The 25,132-nt window shown below is 65.4% G+C and carries 15 protein-coding genes; 13 read left to right on the top strand and 2 right to left on the bottom strand.

Annotation, left to right across the window (positions count from 1 at the left end; genetic code table 11):
* Window positions 1–282: 282 nt before the first annotated feature.
* The 13 genes from NZM16_RS00280 (at window position 283) to NZM16_RS00340 (ending at window position 19,727) form a co-directional block, all read left to right on the top strand.
* Window positions 283–1,341: a LacI family DNA-binding transcriptional regulator gene (locus tag NZM16_RS00280; RefSeq protein WP_295477699.1), complete on the top strand. Its 1,059-nt coding sequence runs from the start codon at window positions 283–285 to the stop codon at window positions 1,339–1,341.
* Window positions 1,342–1,418: 77 nt separating this feature from the next.
* Window positions 1,419–3,719, top strand: a complete 2,301-nt coding sequence (locus NZM16_RS00285; protein ID WP_295477701.1) for a non-lysosomal glucosylceramidase — start codon at window positions 1,419–1,421, stop codon at window positions 3,717–3,719.
* A 653-nt stretch (window positions 3,720–4,372) separates the two neighbouring features.
* On the top strand, window positions 4,373–4,837 hold the full coding sequence (locus tag NZM16_RS00290; protein WP_295477705.1) for a TOBE domain-containing protein: 465 nt from the start codon (window positions 4,373–4,375) through the stop codon (window positions 4,835–4,837).
* 11 nt (window positions 4,838–4,848) lie between these two features.
* Complete coding sequence (locus NZM16_RS00295; RefSeq protein ID WP_295450796.1) at window positions 4,849–6,294, top strand: CehA/McbA family metallohydrolase; 1,446 nt, start codon at window positions 4,849–4,851, stop codon at window positions 6,292–6,294.
* A 64-nt stretch (window positions 6,295–6,358) separates the two neighbouring features.
* Window positions 6,359–9,196, top strand: coding sequence for a glycosyl hydrolase-related protein (locus NZM16_RS00300; protein ID WP_295477708.1), 2,838 nt, complete (start codon window positions 6,359–6,361; stop codon window positions 9,194–9,196).
* 618 nt (window positions 9,197–9,814) lie between these two features.
* A complete protein-coding gene (locus NZM16_RS00305; protein WP_295450792.1) occupies window positions 9,815–10,087 on the top strand; it encodes a ferredoxin family protein in 273 nt (90 codons plus the stop codon).
* Window positions 10,084–11,274: a 2-oxoacid:acceptor oxidoreductase subunit alpha gene (locus NZM16_RS00310; protein ID WP_295450789.1), complete on the top strand. Its 1,191-nt coding sequence runs from the start codon at window positions 10,084–10,086 to the stop codon at window positions 11,272–11,274. The genes NZM16_RS00305 and NZM16_RS00310 overlap by 4 nt, the downstream gene beginning before the upstream one ends.
* Window positions 11,234–12,070, top strand: a complete 837-nt coding sequence (locus NZM16_RS00315) for a thiamine pyrophosphate-dependent enzyme (protein WP_295450787.1) — start codon at window positions 11,234–11,236, stop codon at window positions 12,068–12,070. The genes NZM16_RS00310 and NZM16_RS00315 overlap by 41 nt, the downstream gene beginning before the upstream one ends.
* A gap of 107 nt (window positions 12,071–12,177) precedes the next feature.
* On the top strand, window positions 12,178–12,741 hold the full coding sequence (locus tag NZM16_RS00320; RefSeq protein WP_295450784.1) for a 2-oxoacid:acceptor oxidoreductase family protein: 564 nt from the start codon (window positions 12,178–12,180) through the stop codon (window positions 12,739–12,741).
* Between the two features lie 152 nt (window positions 12,742–12,893).
* Entirely contained in the window at window positions 12,894–16,343 is a 3,450-nt protein-coding gene (locus NZM16_RS00325; protein ID WP_295450782.1) for an FAD-dependent oxidoreductase, read from the top strand.
* On the top strand, window positions 16,343–17,497 hold the full coding sequence (locus NZM16_RS00330) for a (Fe-S)-binding protein (protein ID WP_295450779.1): 1,155 nt from the start codon (window positions 16,343–16,345) through the stop codon (window positions 17,495–17,497). Before NZM16_RS00325 ends, NZM16_RS00330 begins: the two co-directional genes overlap by 1 nt.
* 286 nt (window positions 17,498–17,783) lie before the next feature.
* Window positions 17,784–18,803, top strand: coding sequence for an electron transfer flavoprotein subunit alpha/FixB family protein (locus NZM16_RS00335; protein WP_295450775.1), 1,020 nt, complete (start codon window positions 17,784–17,786; stop codon window positions 18,801–18,803).
* A gap of 93 nt (window positions 18,804–18,896) precedes the next feature.
* The gene (locus NZM16_RS00340) at window positions 18,897–19,727 is read left to right on the top strand and encodes an electron transfer flavoprotein subunit beta/FixA family protein (RefSeq protein ID WP_295477711.1); all 831 of its coding nucleotides are present in this window, start codon (window positions 18,897–18,899) and stop codon (window positions 19,725–19,727) included.
* A 189-nt stretch (window positions 19,728–19,916) separates the two neighbouring features.
* On the opposite strand, the gene NZM16_RS00345 is transcribed toward NZM16_RS00340, so the two are convergent.
* Both NZM16_RS00345 and nifJ read right to left on the bottom strand, forming a co-directional pair.
* Window positions 19,917–20,930, bottom strand: a complete 1,014-nt coding sequence (locus NZM16_RS00345; RefSeq protein WP_295450769.1) for a dihydroorotate dehydrogenase-like protein — start codon at window positions 20,928–20,930, stop codon at window positions 19,917–19,919.
* A gap of 300 nt (window positions 20,931–21,230) precedes the next feature.
* Window positions 21,231–24,815 (bottom strand): pyruvate:ferredoxin (flavodoxin) oxidoreductase, encoded by a 3,585-nt coding sequence (gene nifJ / locus NZM16_RS00350; RefSeq protein ID WP_295477714.1) that lies wholly within the window; start codon window positions 24,813–24,815, stop codon window positions 21,231–21,233.
* Window positions 24,816–25,132 lie beyond the last annotated feature (317 nt).

Raw genomic sequence — 25,132 nt, forward strand, 5'->3', positions numbered from 1 at the left:
TGATTTGGGAGCGCTCCCAAATAATCTATAGCATAGAACGTCTATTCTGTCAAGGGCTCCCCTGGAGAGGTTCTGAATCCATTCAGGAATATCCTCCGGCATTCCTTGACAAGTAAGGCTGATCAAGATAAGATTAGGCTGTTGAGCGCGGGAGATTTGGTTCTTAGTTTCGGTTTTTAATTAAAAAATCATAATAGATGGAATCTACGGATTGCGGCACTCCTAGGGCTTGTCAAGGGGAACAGGACGTTTATTTTGGGAGCGCTCTCATAGGAGGAGGGAATGGGCTATACCTTAGAAGAGATCGCCCGACTGGCAGGGGTATCCCGATCCACGGTATCCCGGGTGATCAACCACCACCCGAGCGTGCGACCGGAGGTGCGGGAGCGGGTATGGCGGATCATTCGGGAGGTGGGATATCAACCGCACGCGGCCGCCCGTAACCTGGCCACCCGACGCAGCCGGATCGTGGGGGTGGTGATCCCTGAAGCGTTGCCCAAGTTCTTCAGCGATCCCTATTTCCCCGCTGTGTTGCGGGGGATCTCCGACGCGCTGACGGAGCGCAGCTATCATCTGATGCTCTCCCTGCTCTCCCCCCAGCAGGAGGAGGATTTCTACCAGCGGGCCCTCCGGGGCCGTCTGGTGGATGGGATCATCGTGATCTCCGCTCAGATCACTGACCCGCTGATCCGCCAGGCCTACCAGGAAGGCCTCCCGGTGATCAGCGTCGGCCGCTATCCCCAGGAGCCGGGGGTCAGCTATGTGGACGTGGATAACGTGGGAGGTGGGCGGATGGCGACGGATCACCTATTGCGCCTAGGCCGGCGCCGGATCGCCACCATCGCTGGCCCCCAGACCCGAGCCCCAGGCATCGATCGCTTGGAGGGCTATCGCGCCGCCCTTCGGGCGTGGGGGATCGACCCGCCCCCCGAATGGATCGCGGAGGGCGATTTCACGGAGATCGGAGGCTACGTGGCGATGCGCCGTCTGCTGTCCGCCCGCCCCGACGCGGTGTTCGCCGCCAGCGATCTGATGGCCGTGGGCGCCATGAAGGCCATCCGGGAGGCCGGCCTGCGGATCCCCGAGGATATCGCCATCGTGGGCTATGACGACGTGGAGCTGGCCCGGTTCACCGATCCGCCCCTGACCACCGTGCGCCAGCCGATCTATGAGCTGGGCCGCATCGCCGTCCGGCTGCTCCTGAGCCAGCTGGAGGAGGGCGCTCGAGAGCCCCAACAGGTGGTTTTGCCCACCGAGCTGGTGATCCGTGCTTCCTGTGGAGCGCTGCAGGAGCGGGGCGCGCTCGAGCCCCGCGGCGCGTCCCTTTCGGGATGGGATTGAGCCATGTAAGCCAACCCGGGCAGCGCCCCAGCCCATGACTTCCACACAGCCTTCAGCCCATTCGTCCGGAGGCGAATATGGCTTCGATCGCGCTGGAAATCCCGCGTGGTGCGTGGCGTCGCCCTATCGGCCTGCCGCTGGAGAATCCCGGCCGCTCTCTCCCGGAGCCCCACGTCAGCATCGATGACGGTTACTGGCAGGGTGTTCCGTTAGGGGGAATCGGGGCCGGGACCATCGGCCGGACCTATCGAGGGGATTTCGCCCGCTGGCATCTGGACCCTGGTCGTCACCGCTACGAGCCGCTGCCGGCGTGCATGTTTTCGATCTTCGTGGAAGATCAGAGCGGGCGCCTATCCCAGGCCCTATGGACGGAGGCGCCGTCCCGGGAGCTGGCCGCATGGCCATGGCGGTATCCGGTCGGTGCCGGCTTCTACGCCGCCCTCTATCCTCGTTCCTGGTTTGTTTATGAGTGGGAACGTCTCCCGGTGCGCCTGGCAGTGGAGCAGTTCTCCCCGGTGATCCCCCACAACTATCGGGAGAGCAGCTACCCGGTGGCGGTGTTTTTATGGTTCATCGAGAACCCCACCTCTGAACCTCTCCGAGTGGGGATTCTGTTCACCTGGCAGAATCTCCTCGGATTCGGATGGGATCACCGGGTTCCAGGCGGAGGGATCCATCGTTCCCGGGCGGAAGCGCTCGCCAGCGGCCGGATGATCGGGGTGGAGATGATGGGCGGGGAAGGGCCGGCGCAGGAGCCCTGGGATGGGTCCTGGGCCCTGGCCGCGCTGGAGGTGCCCGGCGTGGAGGTCACCTATCGAACCTGGTTTCCCGCAGAGGGCGATGGGGCGGAGATCTGGGAGGATTTCGCCGCGGACGGCCGTCTCGAGAGCGATGCCGGAGCGATCTCCCCTCCCGAAGGCGAGCGGGCCGGGGCGGGGCTGGCCGCCACCTTCCGGCTGGCGCCGGGCGAGAAACGCGTGGTGCCCATGGCCCTGGCCTGGGATCTGCCGATCGTGGAGTTCGGAGCGGGAGATCGCTGGTATCGTCGCCACACGGTTTTCTTTGGGCGTTCGGGCCGAAATGCCTGGGAGATCGTCCGGGAGGCTCTGGAGCGATACCCGGCTTGGCGGGAGGGGATCCAGGCCTGGCAACGACCCATCCTGTCGGATCCCACGGTCCCGGATTGGTATCTGACGGCCCTGTTCAACGAACTGTATTTCATCGCCGACGGGGCGACGGCGTGGGTGGTGGATCCGGCGGATCCGGAGGGGATCGGCCGTTTCGCCCAGATCGAGTGCTATGATTATCCATTCTACGAGACCCTGGATGTCCGCTTCTACGGCTCGTTCCCGCTGTTGATGCTCTGGCCGGAGCTGGAGAAAGCAGTGATGCGGGATTTCATCGCCACCGTTCCCCAGGCGGATCTGACGCTGAGAACCATCGAAGCGAACGGGGGCCAGGCGCCCCGCAAGCTCCCCGGCGCGTTGCCCCACGATCTGGGATCTCCGCTGGAGGCCCCGTGGCGTATGCCGAACGCTTATCGTTTCCAGGATCCGAACATCTGGAAGGACTTGAACAGCAAATTTGTCCTGCTGCTCTATCGGGATTATGTGTTCACCGGCGATCGAGAGCTGGTGGAGTCCGGGTGGCCGGCCGTTCGGATGGCGCTGGAATACCTGAAGCTCTTCGACCGGGATGCGGACGGGTTGCCGGAGAACGAGGGGCTTCCGGATCAAACGTATGACACCTGGCCGATGCGAGGGCCTAGCGCTTACTGCGGCGGCCTCTGGCTGGCGGCGCTGGAGGCTGCCATCCGGATGGCGGATCTGGTCGGAGATCCCGAGGCCCGATCGCGATATGAGGACTGGCTTCGACGGGCCCGCGAATCCTTCGAGGCGCTGCTCTGGAACGGCCAGTATTACCGGTATGATGCGCTCAGCCCGCATCGGGACAGCATCATGGCGGATCAGCTCGCGGGCCAGTGGTATGCCGATCTCACCGGGCTTCCCCCTATCGTCCCGGAGCCGCACATCCTGCAGGCGTTCCGAACGATCTACGATTACAACGTCCGTCGCTTTGCGGAGGGCCGGAGGGGGGCGGTGAACGGAATGCGGCCCGATGGGACCGTGGACCGCTGCAGCAATCAGTCCGCCGAGGTATGGGTGGGGGTGACCTACGCGCTGGCCTCAGCGATGCTGGCGCGGGGGATGGAGGAGGAAGCGTGGCGAACGGCTTGGGGCGCGTATCATGTGACCTATGAGGAGAAAGGCTACTGGTTCCGCACCCCGGAGGCGTGGGATGAGCGCGGCGACTTCCGGGCCAGCATGTATCTGCGCCCCGGCGCCATCTGGGCCATCGAATGGGTTCGACGTCGATGAGACGCCAAGCTTGTCGGAAGGATGGCGTTCGCTCTGCTCCTGGATGGACAGGAGACCCCACTGCCAGCTGGCTGGGTGGTCTCTCTGAATCGTGGCGGTGAAGCCAGGGCTTTGGGAGAGCTCATGGCTCCCCGCTCTCATCCCCTTTCCCCTCGCTCCCGCACGGAGAGAGAGGAAATCGATTTTTTTCTTGGGGTGCGGTCCGCCCTCGGCGGGCCGCACCCCAAGAAAATCCCGCGGGAGAAACGAGCACTACTATTCAGGCTAAATGGATGCGCATGCGTGCGCCATTTGTGTGATAACCAAGGGCCTTGCACGGGCGGCGAGGGTGAGCCATACTACGGTCTCCCGGGCGTTGCGCGATAGCGGGGAGATCATCCCGGAGATTCAGGCTTGAATCTGGGCGATCGCCGAATTCCTGGACCATCGGCCCAACTTGGCGCCCTAGGTTCCACAAGGCCACCTCGCCCTGATTCTCAACGTGGTGGTCATTCCCTCAGTAACTTCTTCCACACACGGAGGTAAGGCGGAGGATCGGTTGGATGGCGCAGGCCCCATGGGTATGGTCTCCTCCGAAAGCTCCTGGGCATCCCCACCATCGATGTGACCCACGACCGGGTAAGGGCTGTGGCCCTGCCCGACCGCATCGGGGGATGGATCGAGGGTGGCGGCTCCGGGTGATCCCCCTCGAGATCTACCGGCGGCCCCGGAATACCTTCGTGGCCACCTTCATTGGAAGCCCACCAATGAATCTGCTTCGCTGCCGCTTCCGATCCGCAGAAGCCGTGCTGGCGCTGGAGGACGGACAGATCATCGCCCCGGGCGAACGGCGAGAGGCATTGCGCCGGGCCTTCCGCGACGGCGAGCGGCTCTGGCTGGGCGTCCGCCCCGAGCATCTCGCTCTGGCTGAAGGGCCCGGCCCCGCCCATCTTGCCGCCCGTGTCTACGCCGTCGAGCCCCTGGGAGTCGAGACGCTGGTGACCGTCCAGACGGATACGGACCGGATCTCCTTGCGCCTGTCGGTCGACGAACCTCCAGTCCTGCGGGAGCAGGTCTGGGTGCGGATTCCCGTCGAAAGGGCGCTGTTTTTCCGGGAGAGCGGCGAACTGGCGCTGTGAGGGGGAATCCCATGCATCTTTTGCTCCACTGGGAAGGCCGGTTCACGCCGGCGGACAAGGCCGCTTCGGACTATGTCCTCCTCTCCTTTGAGGTCCCTCCAGGCCTCGCCCGCCTGGAGGTTCGTTATCGCTTCGAGGGGCAGGGACACCCCGATAGCCCCTGCGTCATCGACCTGGGGCTGTTCGACCCACGGGGAACGGATTTCCTCCGGGCGGAGGGTTTTCGGGGATGGAGCGGGAGCGCCCGGTCGGAGGCGATCCTTACGCCCCGGGCGGCGACGCCAGGTTACCTGCCAGGCCCGATCCTCCCAGGCCGTTGGCACGTGATCCTGGGCCTCTACCGGATCGCGCCGCAGGGATGCCCCTGCGCCGTGATCGTGCAGGGTTCAGAGGAGGAGGGAACGCTGCCCCATCCACCGCCTCCGGAAACCCGTGGAGAGGTGGAGTATTCCAGGGGCGGGGAAGCCCGGTGGTGGCGGGGGGATCTTCAGAGCCACAGCCATCACAGCGATGCGCCGGGGTCCCTGGAGGACCTGGTGGCGGCCGCCCGGCAGCGGGGCCTGGACTTCCTGGCGGTGACGGAACACAATACGGTGAGCCATTTCCCCTATCTCCAGGCCTGGAGCGGCCCGGATCTCCTCCTGATCCCCGGGGAGGAGGTGACCACCTACTACGGCCACCTGAACGTCTGGGGGCTTTCCCGCTGGCTGGATTTCCGGTGCCGGACGGCCGAACAGATGCGAGCGGTGATCGAGGCCGCCCACGCCATGGGCGCCCTGGTTTCCATCAACCATCCCAAGACCGATGGGCCGCCGTGGGAATACCCTGCGGACCTCCCGGTGGATGCGGTGGAGGCGTGGCAGGGGCCATGGCCGTTGCGGAATCATGAATCGCTGGCCTTCTGGGATCGGTTGTTGCGGGCCGGGCGCCGCGTGACCGCCGTCGGCGGAAGCGATAAGCATCAGGACCGGCCCGGCGAGGGCACGCCCTTTTATCAGGTCGGCCATCCGACTACGTGGGTCTATGCGGAGGCGCGAACGATCCCTGCGATCCTCTCGGCCATCCGGGCGGGCCGGGTGGCGATCACCGCCGATGTGGACGCGCCGTGGATCGAGTTGATGGCGGAGCAGAGGGATCAATCCTGGGGGATCGGCGATGAGGCGCTGCCCGGCCCGGTCCGCATCCGGTGCAGGGTGCTCGAAGGGAAGGGCCTGCATCTGCGGCTCATGACCCGGTTCGGCGAGCTGGCCTTTCTCCCCATCGATCGCTCGCCCTTCGAATGGACGGCAGAGCTTGACCTGGAAACGCACGGATACATCCGGGCGGAGCTTCGGGGGGTGCGCCATTTCCTGGGGGAGAAGCCGGAGGATTTGCCGATGGTTGCGATGACCAACCCCATCTGGGGGCGGGCTGTCCACGAATGGGGGCACGAATCCACGAATGGGATGGCGATATGAACAAAGCCCAGGCGAAGTTCCAGCCTTCCTTCCTCCTATCCGCTTCATCAGACCGGAGGCATCGATGACCCTTGAGGCCTTCATCGTCACCCACACCCACTGGGATCGCGAGTGGTATCGTCCTTTCCAGGCCTTCCGCTATCGCCTGGTCCAGCTTATGGAGCAGGTCCTGGAGACCATTGAGGGGGATCCCGCCTTCGCCGGGTTCCTGCTGGATGGCCAGTCGGTGATCCTGGAAGACGTGCTGGCCATCCGTCCGGATCTGGAGCCCCGGATCCGAAAGGCGGTGGCGGAAGGGCGGCTGTGGATCGGCCCCTGGTATATCCTGCCCGACGAGTTCCTGGTGAGCGGCGAGGCGCTCCTCCGCAACCTCCTCCTCGGGATCCGGATCGCCCGGCGGTTCGGGGGCTGGATGCCCATCGGCTACACGCCGGATCCCTTCGGCCACGTGGGACAGCTGCCGCAGATCCTGAGGGGGTTCGGGATCGAGGCGGCGGTCTTCCAGCGCGGCCTCGACGATCAACCGACCCTGCTCCAGTGGGAGGCGCCGGACGGAACGCGGGTGTTGACGGTGTATCTGCGGGACGGCTACGGCAATGCGGCATGGGTCCCCGAGGACGCGGAGGCGCTGGCGGTGTATCTGAAGGCCCAGGCCCTCTCCCTGGCGCCGCACACCCCGGTTCCCATGGTGTTGCTGATGAACGGGACCGACCACCTGTTCCCCCATCCCCAGCTTTCGCGCTGGCTCCAGGTTGCTCAGGGAAATCTGCCGGATTTGCGCCTGCGGCATGCTTCCCTGGAGGACTACGTCCGCGCGGTGCGGTCTGCCCTGGGGGAGAACCGGGAGAACCTGCCGGTGGTCCGCGGGGAATTGCGCTCCAGCAAGCGCCATCCGGTTCTCCCCGGCGTGCTTTCAGCCCGGATGTGGATCAAGCAGCGCAACGCCGCTGCGCAGACCTGGCTGGAGTGCTACGCGGAGCCGCTGACGGCCTTCGCGTATGGGATCTGCGGCCTGGACCGGCGCCCCTTCCTTTTCGAGGCCTGGCGGCTCCTCCTCCAGAACCATTTCCACGACTCGATCTGCGGCACCGGCGTGGATGAGGCCCACGAGGACATGAAGCCGCGCTTCGACCATGCGGAGCAGATCGCCCGGCTGGTGAGCCGCGAGGCGCTGGAGCGTCTCCTGCAGCCAGAGGCGGCGGAGGCGCCCCCGAGGTGGCTGGCTTCGGATCCCGCCTCTCTGGAGCAGACCCTCCTGGTCTATACCCCCGTTCCCGGGCCGAGCCGGGATCCGGTCGAAGTGACGCTCCCCGCGCTTCCCCCGGGATTGACCTATCGCCTGCTGGACGAGGAGGGGCGGGAGATCCCGCTCTTCGAGGTCGAGCCGGGAGTCGGGGACCGGGCGCAGTGGACCGTGAACCCGGAGGAATGGCCTGCGTTCCTCCAGCGGATGCTGTGGATTCACATCGGCCGCTATGCGGCGAAGCGGGTGTGGGTGGACCTGGAGGAACGGCGGATCTGGGCGGAGTGGGCGGATGCTTCGGCCGATATGGATCATTCGATGATCTCGGCGATCGTGCGGGTCGGCCGCCGGCTGCAGGAGATCCACCCGGCGATCTCCGCCCCCTGGACGGTCTCGGCCGCGATGGGAGGCGCCTCACGCTGGGCCTTCCGGGCCCCGGAGCATCGAGGAGTGGGCGTTCACGCGTATCGGCTGCAGATTCTCCCGGGGGAACCCTGGCGGATCCGCCCGCAGGTCCTGGGGGAGCCAGCCGTAGAGAACGAGTTCTTCCGGCTTACAGTGGATCCCCGGGATGGGACGTTCCAGCTGGAGGATCGGCGGACCGGCCGGCGCTGGGCCGGCCTGAACCGGCTGGAGGACGAGGGCGACGCGGGGGATGTTTACAACCATGAGCCTCCTCGGGAAGACCGGCGGATCGATCGGCCGGCGGAGCTGCCCCAGGTGCGAGCCTGGGCGGAGGAGCCCTTTGGGCAGTGCCTGGAAGTGGTGCTCCGCTACGAGATCCCGGCCGGGCTGCACCCGGATCGCAAAGGCCGCTCGGAGGAAAGGGTCTCGCTGCCCGTTACCGTGCGAGCTTGGCTTCGGCCCGGGGTTCCCCGGGTGGACATCGAAACGGCGGTGGAGAACGCGGCGATGGATCATCGCCTGCGCGTGGTTTTCCCGACCGGCCTCCGGACGGAGACCTGGGTCACGGAGGGCGCGTTCGACTGGGTCACCCGCCCGGTCGGCCTTCCGACCGTCCCGGACGAGACGTGGATCGAACAGCCGGTCCCCACGGCCCCGCAGCAGGGGTTTGCCTTCGTCGAAGATCCGACCGGCGGCTTCCTGGTGGCCAGCGCGGGCCTTCCGGAGGTCGAAGCTCGCCGGGATGCGGAAGGCAAGGTGGAACTGATCCTGACGCTGCTGCGGTGCGTGGGTTGGCTGTCGCGGGACGATCTGCGGGCCCGACGGGGGCATGCCGGGCCGCCGCAGCCCACGCCCTCGGCCCAGATGATCGGGCGGTGGACCTTCCGCTACAGCCTGATCCCCTTCACGGAGCGCGACGAGGCAATCCGGGAGGCCCATCGATTCCTGGCGCCGCCGCTGGCGGTCGCCGGGCGGGGGAAGCCGGTCGAGCGGCCGTTCATCGAGGTGGAGCCGGCCGCCTTCGTGCTGACGGCGGTGAAGGCCCCGGAGGAAGGGGAGGGGTGGATCCTCCGCGGCTACAATGCCTCCGAACAACCGATCGAAGTTCGCCTGACGTTCTGGCGCCCGATCCGGGCGGCCTGGCAGGCGGACCTGATGGAGGTTCCCCAGGAGCCCCTCTCGCCGGACGGCTCCCGGTTAATCATCCCAGTTCGGCCGAAAGAGATCCTCACGGTGCGGTTGATCCTGGAGTAGTGCTTTGTCCGTCTTTGATGAGGGGCGAGGGTGGGACTGGAGGCCAAGCGCCTCCAGTCTCGCCCCCCCAAAGATTTTTGGGGGAGAGGCCATCCTCAGGCCGGCTCTGGTTTGCTCCATCCCCACTTCATAACTGGTCAAAGCATCGATGACCGTCACCTTCAAGGCGACTGTCTACTGTCCTACACCAGCTGCACCGTCAGATGGTCACGGGCTTTTTCCCGATCCCGCCGCCACAGCACCGGCAGCCGGGAACCCCGCACCCGCACATCGGCGGCCAGGTCCAGGATGGCGCGCACGGGGCTCGTGCCCCGGGGGCCTTGACCAGCAGGTGCATCCACTTGCACCCTCTGACCATCGTGCCTCTGGCTTCCTTGTAGTCCCAACTGGGAGTCGCCTCACCTCCCCCTTATTGTGACAGAGTTCACACTGATTCGCTGATAAAAATTACTACAATCAGGGTTATCATTTTTTTAAGGTAGAAACTGAAGCGAAGGCGCTCCTTCTTGTCCTCGTTCATGGCAATCGGGCACAGATAAATTAAAGCCCTTGTCGCTTCCATTACGCCCCATCGCTGTCACAAGCTGGCCCGTTACTCTAAACTTCTGGGAGCGGTATATGCGGGTCTATGCGCGGCAGCCGGTGAACCTGACCCAGATTCGGATTCCGCGGGGCCAGGTGTTTCTCATCCCGGACCGCTGTAAAGGCTGCCAGATGTGTGTGGAGTTCTGCCCCCAGCAGGTCCTCCGCATGTCCCACGAGATGAACGCTCGAGGTTACCACTATCCAGAAATCGCGCCCGGGAAAGAGAACGCCTGCGTCCACTGCGAATTCTGCATGATGGTTTGCCCCGAGTTCGCCATCTTCACCATCGAGGTGGATTCCGCATGAAAGGCCGGGGGGTGTTGACGGGCGTGCATTTCATGCACGGCGACCACGCCTGCGCGGAAGGGGCGATCGCGGCGGGCTGCCGGTTCTTCGCCGGATACCCCATCACCCCTTCCACCGAGATCGCGGAGCGGATCGCCCAGCGCTTTCCGGAGGTCGGAGGGGTGTTCATTCAAATGGAGGATGAGATCGCCAGCATCGTGGCGGTGATCGGGGCTTCGGCGGCGGGCGTCCGGGCGATGACCGCAACCTCCGGCCCGGGCTTCAGCCTGATGATGGAGAGCGTGGGCCTGGCGGTCATGATGGAGATCCCGTGTGTGATCGTGGATGTCCAGCGCGGTTCCCCCTCCACCGGCCTTCCCACCCTCCCCGGCCAGGGGGACGTCATGCAGGCCCGCTGGGGCTCCCACGGGGATTACGAGATCGCTGCCTATGCCCCCTGGTCTCCTCAGGAGATGTTCGATCTCACCATCCTGGCCTTCAATGTGGCCGACCGCTTCCGCATCCCGGTAATGGTCATGGCCGATGAGGTGGTCGGCCACATGGTCGAACGGGTGGTGATCCCACCGGAGGACCAGATCCCTCGCTGGGAGCGCAAACGTCCTCGCTACCCGGCTGGCAACGGCTTCAAGCCTTTCCTGGTGGAGGATGAGGATCTGGTCCCCCCCATCGTGCACGCCGGGGAAGGCTATCGGGTGCACTTCACCGGCCTGACCCACGACGAGCGGGGCTACCCGGATATGTCCGCGGAGGCCCATCACCGCTTGGTCACCCGGTTGGTGGAAAAGGTGCGGCGGAACGCTTCGCAGATGATCCGCTACGACACCTATGCGCTCGATGACGCGAAGATCGCGGTGATCTCTTACGGATGCACCGCCCGCTCGGCCCGCCGGGCCGTGGCCGACGCCCGCCGGATGGGGATCCCGGCCGGGTTGTTGCGGCTGATCTCCCTCTGGCCGTTCCCCGTGGATGTGGTGCGGGAGCTGGCCCGACAGGTGGACGTTTTCATCGTCGCCGAGATGAACCTGGGCCAGATGATCTGCGAAGTCGAGCGGCACGTCTGCCAGCCGGTGAAGGGGGTTTTCCACGCGGGCGGGGCGATGATCCCGCCGGACCCCATTCTGCAGGCCATCCGGGAGGTGGCGTTCCATGGCACACGCGTTGGTGGCGGAAAAGCATCCGCTGGATGATCTGATCCGTCGGGATCGGATGCCGCACATCTGGTGCCCGGGATGCGGCATCGGGATCGTGATGCGTTGTTACGCTCAGGCCATCCTGGAGTCGGGCATCCCGGTGGAGCGCCATGTCGTGGTCTCCGGCATCGGCTGCACGGCCCGTGTGCCGGGCTATATGAACCTGGACTCTTATCACGCCACCCACGGGCGTCCGGTCCCCTTCGCCATCGGCCTGAAGCTGGCGAAGCCGGAACTCATGGTGACGGTGTTCAGTGGGGATGGGGATCTGGCGGCGATCGGGGGCAACCATCTGATCCACGCCGCTCGGCGCAATGTGGACATCAAGATCATCTGCATCAATAACTTCAACTACGGCATGACCGGCGGGCAGGTCGGCCCCACCACGCCGCTGGGGGCCAAGACCACCACCACGCCCTATGGGAATCCGGAGCATCCGTTTAACCTCCCCTATCTCATGGCGGCCGCGGGGGCGGTTTTCGTATCCCGATGGACGGCCCTCCATGTCCGCCAGATCAAAGAAGACATCCTGTATTCCTTCCGGAAGCCAGGGTTTACTTTCGTTGAGGTGTTGGCCCCTTGCCCCGTGGGCTTCGGGCGGCCGAATGACATTGAGGATGGGGTGGAGGAGATGCGGATCTACCGGCGTCGCAGCCGCCTGGTCTACCGGGTGCCCGATGAGATGCCATGGGAGGCGCTGGAGGTGGATCTCCGGGAGGAGCGCCCCATCTACGTGGGGCGGTTCGTGGATCGGGAGCGGGAGGTCTTCCAGCCGGTGCGGCTGCGCTCATAAGCGAAAGAGCCACAAAGGGCACGAAGGACACGGGATTTTAATCCAGCAACGGGGTCGCTTCGCCCGTTCGGAATTCGCGCCAGTGGGCTCGGACTCAGGAGGATGGAATGCGAAAGGAGATCCGGATCGCAGGCTTCGGGGGGCAGGGCGTCGTACTGGCCGGGTATATCCTCGGCAAGGCCTTCGCCGTTTACGAAGGCCTGGAGGCCGTGATGACTCAATCCTACGGCCCGGAGGCGCGGGGTGGCTCCTCCAGCTCCAACGTCGTGGTCTCCGACGAACCCATCGATTACCCCTTCGTCCTCGAGCCGGACGTTCTCGTCCTCCTCTCCCAGGAGGCCTACACCCGGTTCCGCCCCACGGCCAAGCCGGATGCCCTGGTCATCATCGAGGAGGACCTGGTCCATCCGTGGCCGGAGGATCGGCCGCTCCGGATCCCGGCCACCCGCCTGGCGGAGGAGCTGGGACGACGGATCGTCGCCAATATGGTGGTCCTGGGGTTCCTGACGGCGGTCTCCGGGCTGGTGAAGCGGGAGTCCGTGGAGAAGGCGATCGAAACCACGCTGGCCCCCCGGCTGGTGCCGCTCAACCTGAAAGCCTTTGCGACCGGCTATGAATATGCGGGAACCCTGACAGCGGTCTCGCCCTCGGCGGGCTTTCTTAAGCGGTAACGGTCCCCGGCGGGGCCCTCCGGCACTGGACTCGTTGTGGAATGAGTGGAGGGCCTTTGGGGCAGGGAGGGGGATTCGAAGATTGGGCAAGTGGGACGGCGTGCCGTGCCCGCATGGAACCCCGGGCCTATTTCCACAGAGGAGTTGTGGCGATGAGCGATTCGGTCCTCATCATCGGCGGAGGGATCGCAGGAATTCAGGCGGCGCTCGATCTGGCCAACGCCGGCGCGCGGGTGGTGCTGGTGGAGCGGGAGCCGACCATTGGCGGGAAGATGGCCGTCCTGGATAAAAACTTCCCGACGCTGGACTGCTCCATCTGCATCGAGGCGCCCAAGATGTCCGAGGTCGGCCTCCACCCGAACATCGAGGTGCTCACCCTGGCGGAGGTGGAACGGGTGGAGGGGCACGCGGGGGACTTCCAGGTGACGATCCGCCAGCGGGCCCGCTTTGTGACCGACCAGTGCACCCGCTGTGGGGAATGTGTGAGCGTCTGTCCGGTGGTCCTCCCCAACGAGTTCGACGCCGGGATGGCGGCCCGCAAGGCCATTTACACCCCGATCCCTCAGTCCGTGCCCGGCGCCTATGTCATCGACGTTGCGCACTGTCTGAACGATCCGCCTCATTACCTTCCGTGTCACCGATGCGTTCAGGTCTGCCAGCCGGGGGCCATCGATTTCCTCATGCCTCCGGAGCGGCGCCTGACCCGCCGCGTGGGTTCCATCATCGTGGCCGTGGGCTATGAGAGCATCGACCCGCGCCTGTTGCGGGAATTCGGATATGGAACGCATCCGGACATCCTGACCGCGCTGGAGTTCGAACGCCTGCTCACTTCGGCCGGCCCCACGGGCGGCGAGATCCTGCGGCCCTCCAACGGTCAGCATCCCCATAACATCCTGTTCGTCCTGTGCGTGGGCTCCCGGGACCGTCGCTTCTTCCGGCATTGTTCCCGCATCTGCTGCATGTATTCCATCAAGCACGCCTACCAAGCTATCGACCACGGCGTCCCGCATGTGACGGTCCTCTATATGGATATCCGGGCCTACGGGAAGGGATTCGATGGCTTCTGGGCCCGGACCCTGGAGGCGGGCGCGCGGTTTGTGCGGGGCCGTCCGGCCCGCATCGGGCCCAACGGAGATGGGCGGATCCGGGTGGTCTATGAGGACACCGAGTGCGGCGTCCGGGTTTCCGAAGATTACGATATGGTGGTCCTGGCCACCGCCGTCTCCCCCCCAGATGGCCTGGCGGAACTGGCCCGGCGGCTGGGGATTGAGCTCGATGAGGATGGCTTCATCCGGGCGCTGGAGAGCGAGGGCGGCCTGGTGCGGACCACCCGGCCGGGGATTTACGCGGCGGGTTGCGTGACCGGGCCGAAGGACATCCCGGACAGCGTCTCGGAGGGAAGCGGCGCGGCCGCCCTGGCGCTGGGGCATCTGACCCGCCGCCACTGGCCGGAACCCCTGAAGGTCGAGCCGATCCAGGATATCGAGACGCCGCGGGTGGGCGTGTTCGTCTGCCACTGCGGCAGCAACATCGCCGGCGTGGTGGACGTGCAGCGGGTCGTGGAGTTCGCGAGGACATTGCCCGATGTGGTTTACGCCACCCATCAGATGTTCTCCTGCGCGGGGAACACTCAGAAGGAGATCGAAGAGGCGATCCGGCGGGAGCGGATCAACCGGGTGGTGGTGGCGGCATGCTCACCCCGCACCCATGAGGTGATCTTCCGGGGGGCGCTCGAGCGGGCCGGTCTCAATCCGTATCTGTTGGAAATGGCCAACATCCGCAACCTGGACTCGTGGGTGCATAAGGCTGATAAAGAGGCAGCCACCATCAAGGCGATGGACATGGTCTGGATGGCTGTGGAGAAGGCCCGGCGCCTGACGCCGGCGGAGCCTTCGCATCTCCCCCTGACCCAGCGGGCGCTGGTGATCGGCGGCGGGATCGCCGGGATGACGGCGGCGACCGCTCTGGCCCGCCAGGGCTTTGAGACCCATCTGGTGGAGCGCAGCCACGAGCTGGGCGGGCTGCTGAACCGCTTGGATGAGCTCTCGCCCTCCGGCCTGAGGGCCCGGGAGCTGGTGGAGGCCAAAAAGCGGGAGTTGCTTCAGAGCGGCGTCCGGGTGCACCTGGGGAAGCAGATCGAAACCATCGGCGGCGTGGTGGGGAATTTCCATGCGCGCCTCAGCGATGGCACGACCTTGCAGGTAGGGGCCGTGGTGATGGCCACCGGGGCGGAGCCTTATACGCCCACCGAGCTCGGTTATGGCTCCGATCCCCGGGTGATCACCAATCTCGAGCTGGAGGATCTCCTTCGGCGCGGGACGGTGGAGGCGGAGCGGATCACCTTTGTGGGCTGCGTGGGCTCCCGGCAGGGGAATATGGGGTGCTCCCGCTATTGCTGCGCCTCCATGATCGGCCAGGCCCTGCGCTTGCGGCGCATGGGCAAGAAGGTGCGGGTGCTCTATCGGGAGATCCGCACCTACAGCCGCAACGCCGAGGAGCTTTACGAGCAGGCGATGCGGGAGGGCGTCCAGTTCTTCCGCTATGACCCGGATCGGCCGCCTCAGGAGGCCATCACCTTCGAGGACGGTCATTTGATCTTCTATGATCATCTCCTGCAAACCTATCTCCGCCTTCCGACGGATCTTCTGGTCCTCGTGATCGGCCTGCGGCCGTCCGCGGATGGCCTGGCCGAGCAGCTCCGGCTCTCCCGCAGCGAAGATGGCTTCCTGATGGAGTTGCATCCCAAGCTGGGGCCGGCGGAGACCGCAGTCCAGGGCATTTACCTGGCGGGCACGGCGCAAGGTCCTAAGGATGTCCGGGAGGCCATCGCGCAGGGGCTGGCAGCGGCTGCCAAAGCTGGCGCCCTGCTCGCCCGGGGCGTGATCGAGAAGGAGCCGCTGACCGCCCGGGTGGATCTGGAGAAGTGCATCGGGTGCATGCGGTGTGTGAAGGTCTGCCCCTTCAACGCTATTGAGGCCACCGGGCCGGTCAAGGTGGGGAAGGTGCGGATCCTGGAAGCCGCGTGCATGGGTTGCGGCACTTGCGCCGCCGAGTGCCCGGCGGACGCCATCACCATGCCTTTCTTCACCAAGGAGCAGATCCTGGCTCAGATCGATGCGGCCCTGGCCGAGCGGCCCGAGGAGAAGTGCATTGTCTTTACCTGCAACTGGTGCTCCTACGCCGGAGCGGATCTGGCTGGGATCGAGAAGCGGCAGTATCCGCCTTCCTCCCGGATCATCCGGACGATGTGTTCTGGCCGGTTCGAGGAGGACTTCATCGCCCGCGCCTTTGAGAGGGGAGCGGGCGCTGTCCTGGTCACCGGTTGCCGGCTGACGGAGACCGGATCGGATTGCCATTACAACTACGCCAACCGCCAGACATGGAAGCGGTTCCAGTACTGGCAGCGGAAGTTCACGCGGATGGGAATCGAGCCGGAGCGGCTGCAGTTGCGGTGGATCTCGGCGGCGGAGGGCAAGGAGTTCGCGGAGAAGCTGAAAGAGATGGATGAGGTCGTGCGCCGCTATGTTCGCAAGCTGCGTGGGGAAGTGGTCCCGGCTCCGGAGCGAGCCGCTCAGCCTGCTGAAACAGTGGGAGGCGAGTGATGCAAGCGCTGATGGTCCTCACCCCGGATGAAGCCCTGTGGGAACGCCTGTTCCAGGAGACGCAGGGGGCGATGGCCCTCTGCTATCAGTGCGGGGTCTGCACCGCCGCCTGCCCATGGGGGCTCGTTCGCCATGAGCCGTTTTCGGTGCGGACCATGATGCGGCGGGTCCAGGTCGGGGTGCTGAATGGCGATGAGAGCCTCTGGCTGTGCGCCGCCTGCGCCCAATGCGAGGTCCTGTGCCCTCGTGGCGTCCCGGTCGCTGAGATCTTTCAAAGCCTTCGCGAATACGCCTGGGAACAGCGCCGCGTCCCCAAGGGCCTGCCCTCCGTGCTCTGGTCAGTTTACTGGAACAACAACCCCTGGTTCCAGCCGCCCTCCTACCGGATCCGATGGGCTCGCGATCTGGAGGTCCCCCGGTTCGATCCGGAGCAACACGAGATCCTCTATTACGTGGGCTGCACTTCGTCTTACGATCGACGGGCCCAGAAGGTCGCCCGGTCCATTGTGCAGCTCCTCCGCGCGGCTGGCGTCCAGTTCGGCACGCTGGGGAACGATGAACCCTGCTGTGGGGAGGCGGTGAAGAGCCTCGGGCATCGTCCCTATTTTTATGAGATCGCCCAGAACAACGCGAAGCGGTTTGCAGATGCGGGGGTGAAGGAGCTGATCACCACTTCGCCTCACTGTTATGAGGTGTTCCAGAACCACTACCCGCGCTTTGAGGCGGAATTCCGGCCCCACCACTACACTCAGTATCTGGCCCGCTTGCTCGAAGAAGGCCGCCTCCGATTCTCGCGGGAGGTCCCCTTACGGGTGACCTATCACGATCCGTGTTACCTGGGTCGACGGAGCGGTGAATACGAGGCGCCGCGTCGGGTGCTGGATGCCATCCCGGGCCTGGAGCGGGTGGAGATGGCTCACTTCGGGCCGGACGCCCTTTGCTGTGGAGGCGGGGGCGGGCGGATGTGGCTCGAGACCCGGGCCGGGGAGCGCTTCGCCGATCTCCGGGTCCAGGAAGCGCTGGAGACCGGCGCCCAGGTGATCGTCACCGCCTGCCCTTTCTGTATGGCCTGCCTGGAGGACAGTCTGAAGGGATTGGGCATTCAGGGGGTGAGGGTGATGGATGTGGCGGAGATCGCGGCGATGGCGGTGTAGCAGCGATTGGAAATCGCTCTTTTCGGGCGGTTTGCGCCGGGGGTCGGCCTGTGCCGACCCTCTTCCTGGGTATCGCATAGATGGGTCGGTGCAGGCGGATCTCTGGCCGTAGGCTCTGAGGGTCGGCTTTCTTGGGGGTTGGTTTCCAGCGATTGGAAATCGCTCTTTTCGAGTGGTTTGCGCCGGGGGTCGCTCTTCCTGGGCATTCCATAGACGGGTCGGCGAAGGCCGACCCCTGGCGCTAAGCCCGAAGCGGACGACTTCAGTCGTCGCTACGAGGTGGACCATGGCAGCCTCTCTCTACGGTCCGAATGAAGCGCAACCAGCGCTCTGGATTTACCTGGAGCATGAGGAAGGAAACCTGGAGCGGGTCTCGCTGGAGTTGCTCTCCAAAGCGCGGGATCTGGCGGATGCAGCCGGCTGGCGGGTGGCTGGCCTGCTGTTGGGCCATCGGGTGGATTCCCTGGTGGAACAGGCCTTCGCCTGGGGAGCCGATGAAGTCTGGGTGGCCGATCATCCGTTGCTGGATCCCTTCCGGGTGGAGACCCATACCGCTATGGCCTTCCAGGCGATCCTGCAGGGCCGCCCCAGCATTTTCCTCTGTGGGGCCACGCCCAACGGGCGGGATCTGGCGGGGCGCCTGGCGGTCCGACTGCGGACCGGGCTCACGGCCGACTGCACGGATCTGCGGCTCGATCTGGAGCAGGGCGGCGTGCTGATCGGAGAGGTCACCGGGTTCGGCGGCGGGGTCGTCGCCCTGATCACGATGCCTCACCATCGCCCCCAGATGGCCACTGTGCGACCAGGGGTCTTTCCCCTCTCCCGTCCCCCGTCGGAGCGGACCGGCGCGGTGGTCCCGATAGAAGGAGATCTGCGGCCGGAAGATCTCCGCACCCGGGTAGTGGAGCGGGCCATCGGCCGGGGGGTGGATCTCACCCAGGCCCCGGTGCTGGTGGTCGGGGGGCGAGGGATCCACGGTCGGTTCGATCTGCTCCAGGAGCTGGCCGCGCTGCTGGGCGGGGAGGTGGGGGCGACCCGGCCCCCAGTCGATGAGGGCTTCATCGGCCGGGAGCGGCAGGTCGGCCAGACCGGTGTGGTGTGCCGACCGAAGGTCGCTATCGTGAGCGGCGCCAGCGGGGCCTTTCAGTTCGTGGTGGGGATCCAGAACGCCGGGACGGTGATCGCTATCAACACGGATCCGGAGGCGCCGATCTTCGAGTTCGCGGATTACGGCGTGGTGGGCGATGCCCTCCAGGTGATCCCAGCCCTGATCGAGGCGTTGCGGGCGGAACGGGTGGCCGTGTAGGGCCGTCCGCAAATGGGGCGCGGATGCACGAATTCGCAAGGAAGGAGCCGCCGCCCGACAGAGAAAGATCCATCATGCCGAAGGGAGGAGAGAATGGAATCGTTGGGGATGAGCCGGGATGGACATGGATGGCATTTCGTGGTCTGTATGAAGGTGGTGCCCAAGCCCGAGGAGGTGCGGGTGGATCCGGAGACCCGGCGGCTGGATCGGGCAGGAGCCCGTTCGGAGATCAACCCGCCGGATATGAACGCGCTGGAGATGGCCCTTCAGCTGAAGGATCGTTTCGGCGGACGGGTCTCGATCGTCTCGATGGGGCCTCCGTTCTTCGAGCCCTATCTGCGGGTGGGCCTCGCCATGGGGGCTGATCATATTTACCTGCTCAGCGATCGCAAATTCGGCGGGGCAGACACCCTGGCCACGACATATACGCTGGCCCGGGGGATCCAGAAGCTGGGCCCGGTGGATCTGGTCTTTTGTGGGGAGGAGTCCTCCGATGGGGCGACCGGGCAGGTGCCGCCCGGTCTGGCGGAGTGGCTGGATTTCAATCAGATCACCTTGGTGAGGCAGATCGAGCTGGACCCATTGCGGCGGGTGGTGCGGGGGCGACGGGAGCGAGCGGGCGGGTATGAGATCCTGGAGGTTCCCTTGCCGGCGGTGATCTCGGTCAAGACCGGTTGCAATGAGCCCCGTTTTATGGATTACCGGCTCAAGCCATGGGCCTTTGCTCCGGAGCGGGTTACAGTGTGGAACGCGGCGGACCTGGAGGCAGATGAGGCCTTCATCGGGACAGCCGGATCGCCCACCTGGGTCTCGGGTCTGGCCCAGGCTCCCTCTCGGGAGCGGAAGCGGATCCGGCTGGAGGGCAGCCCGGAGGAAGTTGCCCGCGTGCTGGCGGAGCGCTTGCGGGAGCTCCTGGGAGCCTGATCAGACTTGTTGGAGGATTCGTGGGAAGGAGCTTTTTGGGGCCGGGGAGGCCGCCGAAGGCGGCCTCCCCGGCCCCAAAAGTCGATTTCTCCCCTGGGGGAGGGACGCGCCCTGGATGCCAGGACGCATGGAGGACAAGAAGCAGGAGGGGCTGCGAGGGCTACCCAATCCCCCGATTCCCTTCCTCTTTTATCCCCTGCTGGCGATCTTCCATTCGAAGGAGCTCAGCACCCGCATGTAGTTCGCCCGTTCGTAGGCGGCGGGGTTGGCCACCCGCTGGCGGGACATGCTCCCCTGCATCTGCCGGATCGAGACGTATTCGTGCTCCTCCATCCAGCGCCGGATGTCCTCCAGGAGCTGCCGCACGTGCTCCGGGCCGCGGCGCAACAGGACAGAGGCCATGGTGACGGCCTTGGCGCCGACCATCATCGCTTTCAGCACATCCTCCGCCGTGTGTACTCCACCCGTGATCGCCAGATCCAGCCGCACCTGGGGGTGGAGGATCGCCACCCAGCGCAGGCGCTCCCGAAGTTCGTGGGAGGAGCTGAGCACCAGGTTGGGCACGACTTCCAGGGTTTCGAGATCGATATCCGGTTGATAAAACCGGTTGAACAGCACCAGCGCTTTCGCTCCCGCCTCCTCGAACCGCCGGGCCATATAGGGCAGGGAGCTGAAATACGGGCTGAGCTTCAGGGCCACCGGGATGCGCACAGAGGAAGTCACGTCCCGCACCAGTCGGATGTATCCCTCCTCAACGGCCTGGCTGGTCTCCTCCGATGAGGTGGGCAGGTAGTAGAGATTCAACTCCAGAGCATCGGCTCCCGCTTCCTCCATCAGACGGGCATACCGGATCCATCCGCCCGTGGTGACTCCGTTCAGGCTGGCGATGACCGGGATGGAGAGGTTGGCCTTCACCCGGCGGATATGCTCCAGGTAACCCTGAGGTCCCATGTTGTAATCCTGGAGGTCGGGGAAGTAGCGCAGGGCCTCGGCGAAGCTCTCCTCGCCGTAGGAGAGGCCGTAGTCGAGTATCTCGCTCTCCCGGGTGATCTGCTCTTCGAACAGCGAGGGCAGCACCACTGCGGCGATCCCCGCCTCCTCCAGACGGCGAAGCGTCTCCAGATCCTCGGTCATGGGGGAGGAGGAAGCGATCAGCGGGTTTTTCAGGCGGAAGCCCATGTAATCGGTGGACAGATCGATCATTGCGAAGGCCCTCCCAGTAGGGTCATCCCGATATCGGCAGGCCCGGGGATCCGGTGCGGGGCCGGGCCAGCGCGGGGGCGAAGGGCATGGCACCCGATGCCGGGTTTGCGCAGGGGCGACCCCCTGGGGTTGCCCCCCGTGATGGCCCGAATGGGGCAGACACAGGGATCTACCTCTGCGGGCGGGCACGGGGGCCTGCCCCTACGAAAGGCGCGATGCGCCATGTTGTTTGGTAGGGGCAACCCCCCGGGGTTGCCCCTACGTAGGGCCGATCGGATCGCCCCAGTCCCCATGGTCGCCCTATGCGCCGCGCCCGTTGCCGCTCCGTCCGTTGAGTTGCATCTCGGCCAGCGCCTCGTAGATCCGCCAGCGGAACCGGATGTCGGCTTCGGCTTCCTCCAGTAGCTCCTCTGCGATCTCCGGCCGGCTGTGGAGCAGCACTGTGAAGCGCGTCTCGTTATACATATACTGGGACAGCGGCAGGCTCGGCGGCTTGGAGTCGATCTGAAGGGGGTTAAGGCCCTCCCGCAGCCGCCGCGGGTCGTAGCGGATCAGCGGCCAGTAGCCGGTGAGCACGGCCCGCTTCTGCTGCTCCATGCCGTAGCGCATGTCGTAGCCGTGAGCAATGCAGTGGCTGTAAGCGATGATCAGCGACGGGCCCTCATAAGCGTCGGCCTCCAGGAAAGCCTTGAGGGTGTGGGCGTCATTGGCCCCCATGGCCACCCGAGCCACGTAGACGTTGCCATACGTCATCGCCATCAGGGCGAGGTCCTTCTTGGGGCCCCGCTTGCCGCCGGCGGCGAACTTGGCCACCGCCCCCCGCGGCGTGGCCTTCGACATCTGGCCGCCGGTGTTGGAATACACTTCGGTGTCCAGCACCAGGATGTTCACATCGTAGCCGGAGGCCAGCACATGGTCGAGGCCGCCGTAGCCGATATCGTAGGCCCACCCATCACCCCCGATGATCCACACGCTCTTGCGCACCAGGGCGTCCGCCACAGCCAGCAGACTCCGGACCTCCGGCGAATCCGGCAGCTCCCGCAGGCGGGCCTTAAGCAACCCCACCCGTTCCCGCTGGGCCCGGATCCCCTCCTCGGTGGACTGATCGGCGTTCAGGATCTCCTCCGCCAGGGCCTCGCCGATCTGGACGCTGAGCCGCCGCAGGAGCTCCTGGGCGTATTCCCGCTGCTTGTCCAGGCTCAAGCGCATCCCCAGGCCGAACTCCGCGTTGTCCTCGAAGAGGGAGTTAGACCACGCCGGCCCGCGCCCATCCTGGTTATAGGTCCACGGCGTGGTAGGGAGGTTGCCGCCGTAAATCGAGGAGCATCCCGTGGCGTTGGCGATCACCAGCCGGTCGCCGAACAGCCGGGTGAGCAGGGAAAGGTAAGGGGTCTCCCCGCAACCCGCGCAGGCACCCGAGAACTCAAAAAGCGGCTCCAATAGCTGCGCGTCCTTGACCTGATGGACATTTAGTCGCAGCCGGTCCACTTCGGGAAGCCGGAGGAAGAACTCCCAGTTCCGGCGCTCGGCCTCCCGCAGCGGCGCCTGCGGCCGCATATTGATGGCCTTGCGGCTCACGTCCGACTTATCCTTGGCCGGGCAGACCTCCACACACAGGGCACACCCGGTGCAGTCCTCAGGGGCCACCTGGAGGGTGTAGACCATATCCTTAAACTCCCGCCAGCGGGCGGGGGCATGCTGGAAGGTGGGCGGCGCGTCGGCGAGAAGCGCCGGATCGTAGACCTTCGCCCGGATCACCGCGTGGGGGCAGACCATCACGCACTTGCCACACTGGATGCAGATCTCCGGCTCCCAGACCGGGATCTCCTGGGCGATGTTGCGCTTCTCCCACTTCGTGGTGCCGCTGGGCCATGTGCCATCCGGCGGGAAGGCGCTCACCGGCAGGAGATCGCCCTCCCCGGCGATCAGGCGGGCGGTTAGCCGCTGCACAAACTCCGGGGCCTCCGCCGGGACCGGCGGGCGGCGGTCGAAGGTGCTGGTGATACGGCCGGGGACTTTCACCTCGTGAAGGTGTTGGAGGGCGGCGTCCACAGCGGCGAAGTTCTTCTCCACGATGGCCTCACCCCGCTTCCCGTAGGTCTTCACGATGGCGTCCTTGATCTCCGCGATCGCCCGCTCGATGGGCAGGATGGGGGTGAGCGCGAAGAAGCAGGTCTGCAGGATGGTGTTGATGCGCGGCCCCAGCCCGTGCTCCCGGGCGATCCGGTAGGCGTCGATCACATAGAAGCGCAGGTTCTTCTCGAGGATGGCCTGCTGCACCGAGCGGGGCAGATGATCCCACACCTCGTCCGGGCCGTAGGGGCTGTTCAGCAGGAAGATGCCCCCGGGCTCGGCGGCCTGGAGCACGTCCATCCGCTCCAGGAAGTGGAACTGGTGGCAGGCCACGAAGTTGGCGCGGCGGATCAGGTAAGAGGAGCGGATCGGGCGCGGCCCGAAGCGCAGGTGCGAGACCGTCACCGAGCCGGATTTCTTGGAGTCATACACGAAGTAGCCCTGGGCGTAGTAATCCGTTGTGTCGCCGATGATCTTGATGGAGTTCTTGTTGGCGCTCACGGTGCCGTCGGCCCCCAGGCCGTAAAACACCGCGCGCACCGTGTCCGGGCTCTCGATGAAGAAATCCGGGTCGAACGCCAGGCTGGTGTGGGTCACATCGTCATAGATGCCCACCGTGAAGTGGTTCTTCGGCCGGTCCTTCGCCAGCTCGTCGAAGACCGCCTTGACCATGGCTGGGGTGAACTCCTTGGAGGAGAGCCCGTAGCGCCCGCCGATGATCCGCGGCATCGCCCGGAAAGGCGCGATGCCCGAGGTCATGGCTTCCGCCACTGCGGTCACCACATCCAGATAGAGGGGCTCCCCGGCGCTCCCGGGCTCCTTCGTGCGATCCAGGACGGCGATCGCCTTCACGGTGGAGGGCAACGCCCGAATGAAATGTTCTACCGAGAACGGCCGGTAGAGGCGGACCTTCACCACGCCGACCCGTTCGCCGCGGGCGTTGAGGTATTCCACTGTCTCGTGGACCACCTCCGCCCCTGAGCCCATGATCACGATCACCCGCTCCGCCTCCGGGTCCCCCACGTAATCGAAGAGATGGTACTGGCGGCCCACCAGGCGGGCGAGGCGATCCATGGCGTTCTGGACGATGGTCGGGCAGGCCAGGTAATAGGGGTTCACAGCCTCCCGCGCCTGGAAATACGTATCCGGGTTATGGGCCGTCCCCCGGATGAACGGGTGATCCGGCGAGAGCCCCCGGGCGCGGTGCGCACGGATCCACTCCTCGTCGATCATCGCCCGCAGATCGTCCGGGGTGAGCAGTTCGATCTTGTTGACCTCGTGCGAGGTGCGGAAGCCGTCGAAGAAGTGAAGGAAGGGGACCCGTGCCTCCAGGGTGGCCGCATGGGCGATGAGGGCCAGGTCCTGAGCCTCCTGAACAGAGCCCGAGGCCAGTAGAGCGAATCCGGTTTGCCGGGCGGCCATCACATCGCTGTGGTCGCCGAAGATCGAGAGGGCATGGGTGGCGATGGTGCGGGCCGCCACGTGGATCACCAGGGGGGTGAGTTCCCCAGCGATCTTATACATGTTGGGGATCATCAGGAGCAGGCCCTGGGACGCTGTGAAGGTGGTAGCCAGAGCGCCGGTCTGGATGGCGCCGTGAATGGTGCCGGCCGCCCCACCCTCGCTCTGCATCTCAATCACCTTCGGCACAGTGCCCCAGATATTGGGACGCCCTTTAGCCGCCCATTCATCGGCCAGTTCGCCCATCGGCGAGGAAGGGGTGATGGGGTAGATGGCGATCACCTCGCTGAGCTGATAGGCCACGTTCGCCGCGGCCTCGTTCCCATCCACCGTAACCATCGGTCGAGCCATCGTCAACCTCCATCCGTCGCAATCTCCATCGGCCCCGCAGGGTCCGAGAACGCTCCTCACAATTCGTTTATCGCAGTAAGTATATACCCAGAGGGGCTTGGGTGAGGATGTCAACCGTCAGACAGGAGGGATGCCTTTGATCAGGTGAAGCCAACTGAAAGGCGTTTGGGGATCGAGAAGTCTGACTTCAGCCAGGGGTGTTCAGTCAAAGGCTGGGCGGTGGTCCTTTCCTGGTCAGGAGTCAGGACATAGAAAGCCGGTTGGACGGGGGGTAAGGGTTCTCGCCCCCCACAACCCTCCCTACGGCCCAAGAGGCC

Source organism: Thermoflexus sp. (assembly GCF_025055495.1).
In the GTDB taxonomy this organism is placed as follows: domain Bacteria; phylum Chloroflexota; class Anaerolineae; order Thermoflexales; family Thermoflexaceae; genus Thermoflexus.

Coding starts and splice junctions, on each gene's coding strand:
- NZM16_RS00305 (WP_295450792.1), top strand. CDS start 9,815: ATGCGGGTCTATGCGCGGCAGCCGGTGAACCTGACCCAGATTCGGATT.
- NZM16_RS00300 (WP_295477708.1), top strand. CDS start 6,359: ATGACCCTTGAGGCCTTCATCGTCACCCACACCCACTGGGATCGCGAG.
- NZM16_RS00320 (WP_295450784.1), top strand. CDS start 12,178: ATGCGAAAGGAGATCCGGATCGCAGGCTTCGGGGGGCAGGGCGTCGTA.
- NZM16_RS00345 (WP_295450769.1), bottom strand. CDS start 20,930: ATGATCGATCTGTCCACCGATTACATGGGCTTCCGCCTGAAAAACCCG.
- NZM16_RS00330 (WP_295450779.1), top strand. CDS start 16,343: ATGCAAGCGCTGATGGTCCTCACCCCGGATGAAGCCCTGTGGGAACGC.
- NZM16_RS00335 (WP_295450775.1), top strand. CDS start 17,784: ATGGCAGCCTCTCTCTACGGTCCGAATGAAGCGCAACCAGCGCTCTGG.
- NZM16_RS00280 (WP_295477699.1), top strand. CDS start 283: ATGGGCTATACCTTAGAAGAGATCGCCCGACTGGCAGGGGTATCCCGA.
- NZM16_RS00310 (WP_295450789.1), top strand. CDS start 10,084: ATGAAAGGCCGGGGGGTGTTGACGGGCGTGCATTTCATGCACGGCGAC.
- NZM16_RS00290 (WP_295477705.1), top strand. CDS start 4,373: ATGGATCGAGGGTGGCGGCTCCGGGTGATCCCCCTCGAGATCTACCGG.
- NZM16_RS00325 (WP_295450782.1), top strand. CDS start 12,894: ATGAGCGATTCGGTCCTCATCATCGGCGGAGGGATCGCAGGAATTCAG.
- NZM16_RS00315 (WP_295450787.1), top strand. CDS start 11,234: ATGGCACACGCGTTGGTGGCGGAAAAGCATCCGCTGGATGATCTGATC.
- NZM16_RS00285 (WP_295477701.1), top strand. CDS start 1,419: ATGGCTTCGATCGCGCTGGAAATCCCGCGTGGTGCGTGGCGTCGCCCT.
- NZM16_RS00340 (WP_295477711.1), top strand. CDS start 18,897: ATGGAATCGTTGGGGATGAGCCGGGATGGACATGGATGGCATTTCGTG.
- NZM16_RS00295 (WP_295450796.1), top strand. CDS start 4,849: ATGCATCTTTTGCTCCACTGGGAAGGCCGGTTCACGCCGGCGGACAAG.
- nifJ (WP_295477714.1), bottom strand. CDS start 24,815: ATGGCTCGACCGATGGTTACGGTGGATGGGAACGAGGCCGCGGCGAAC.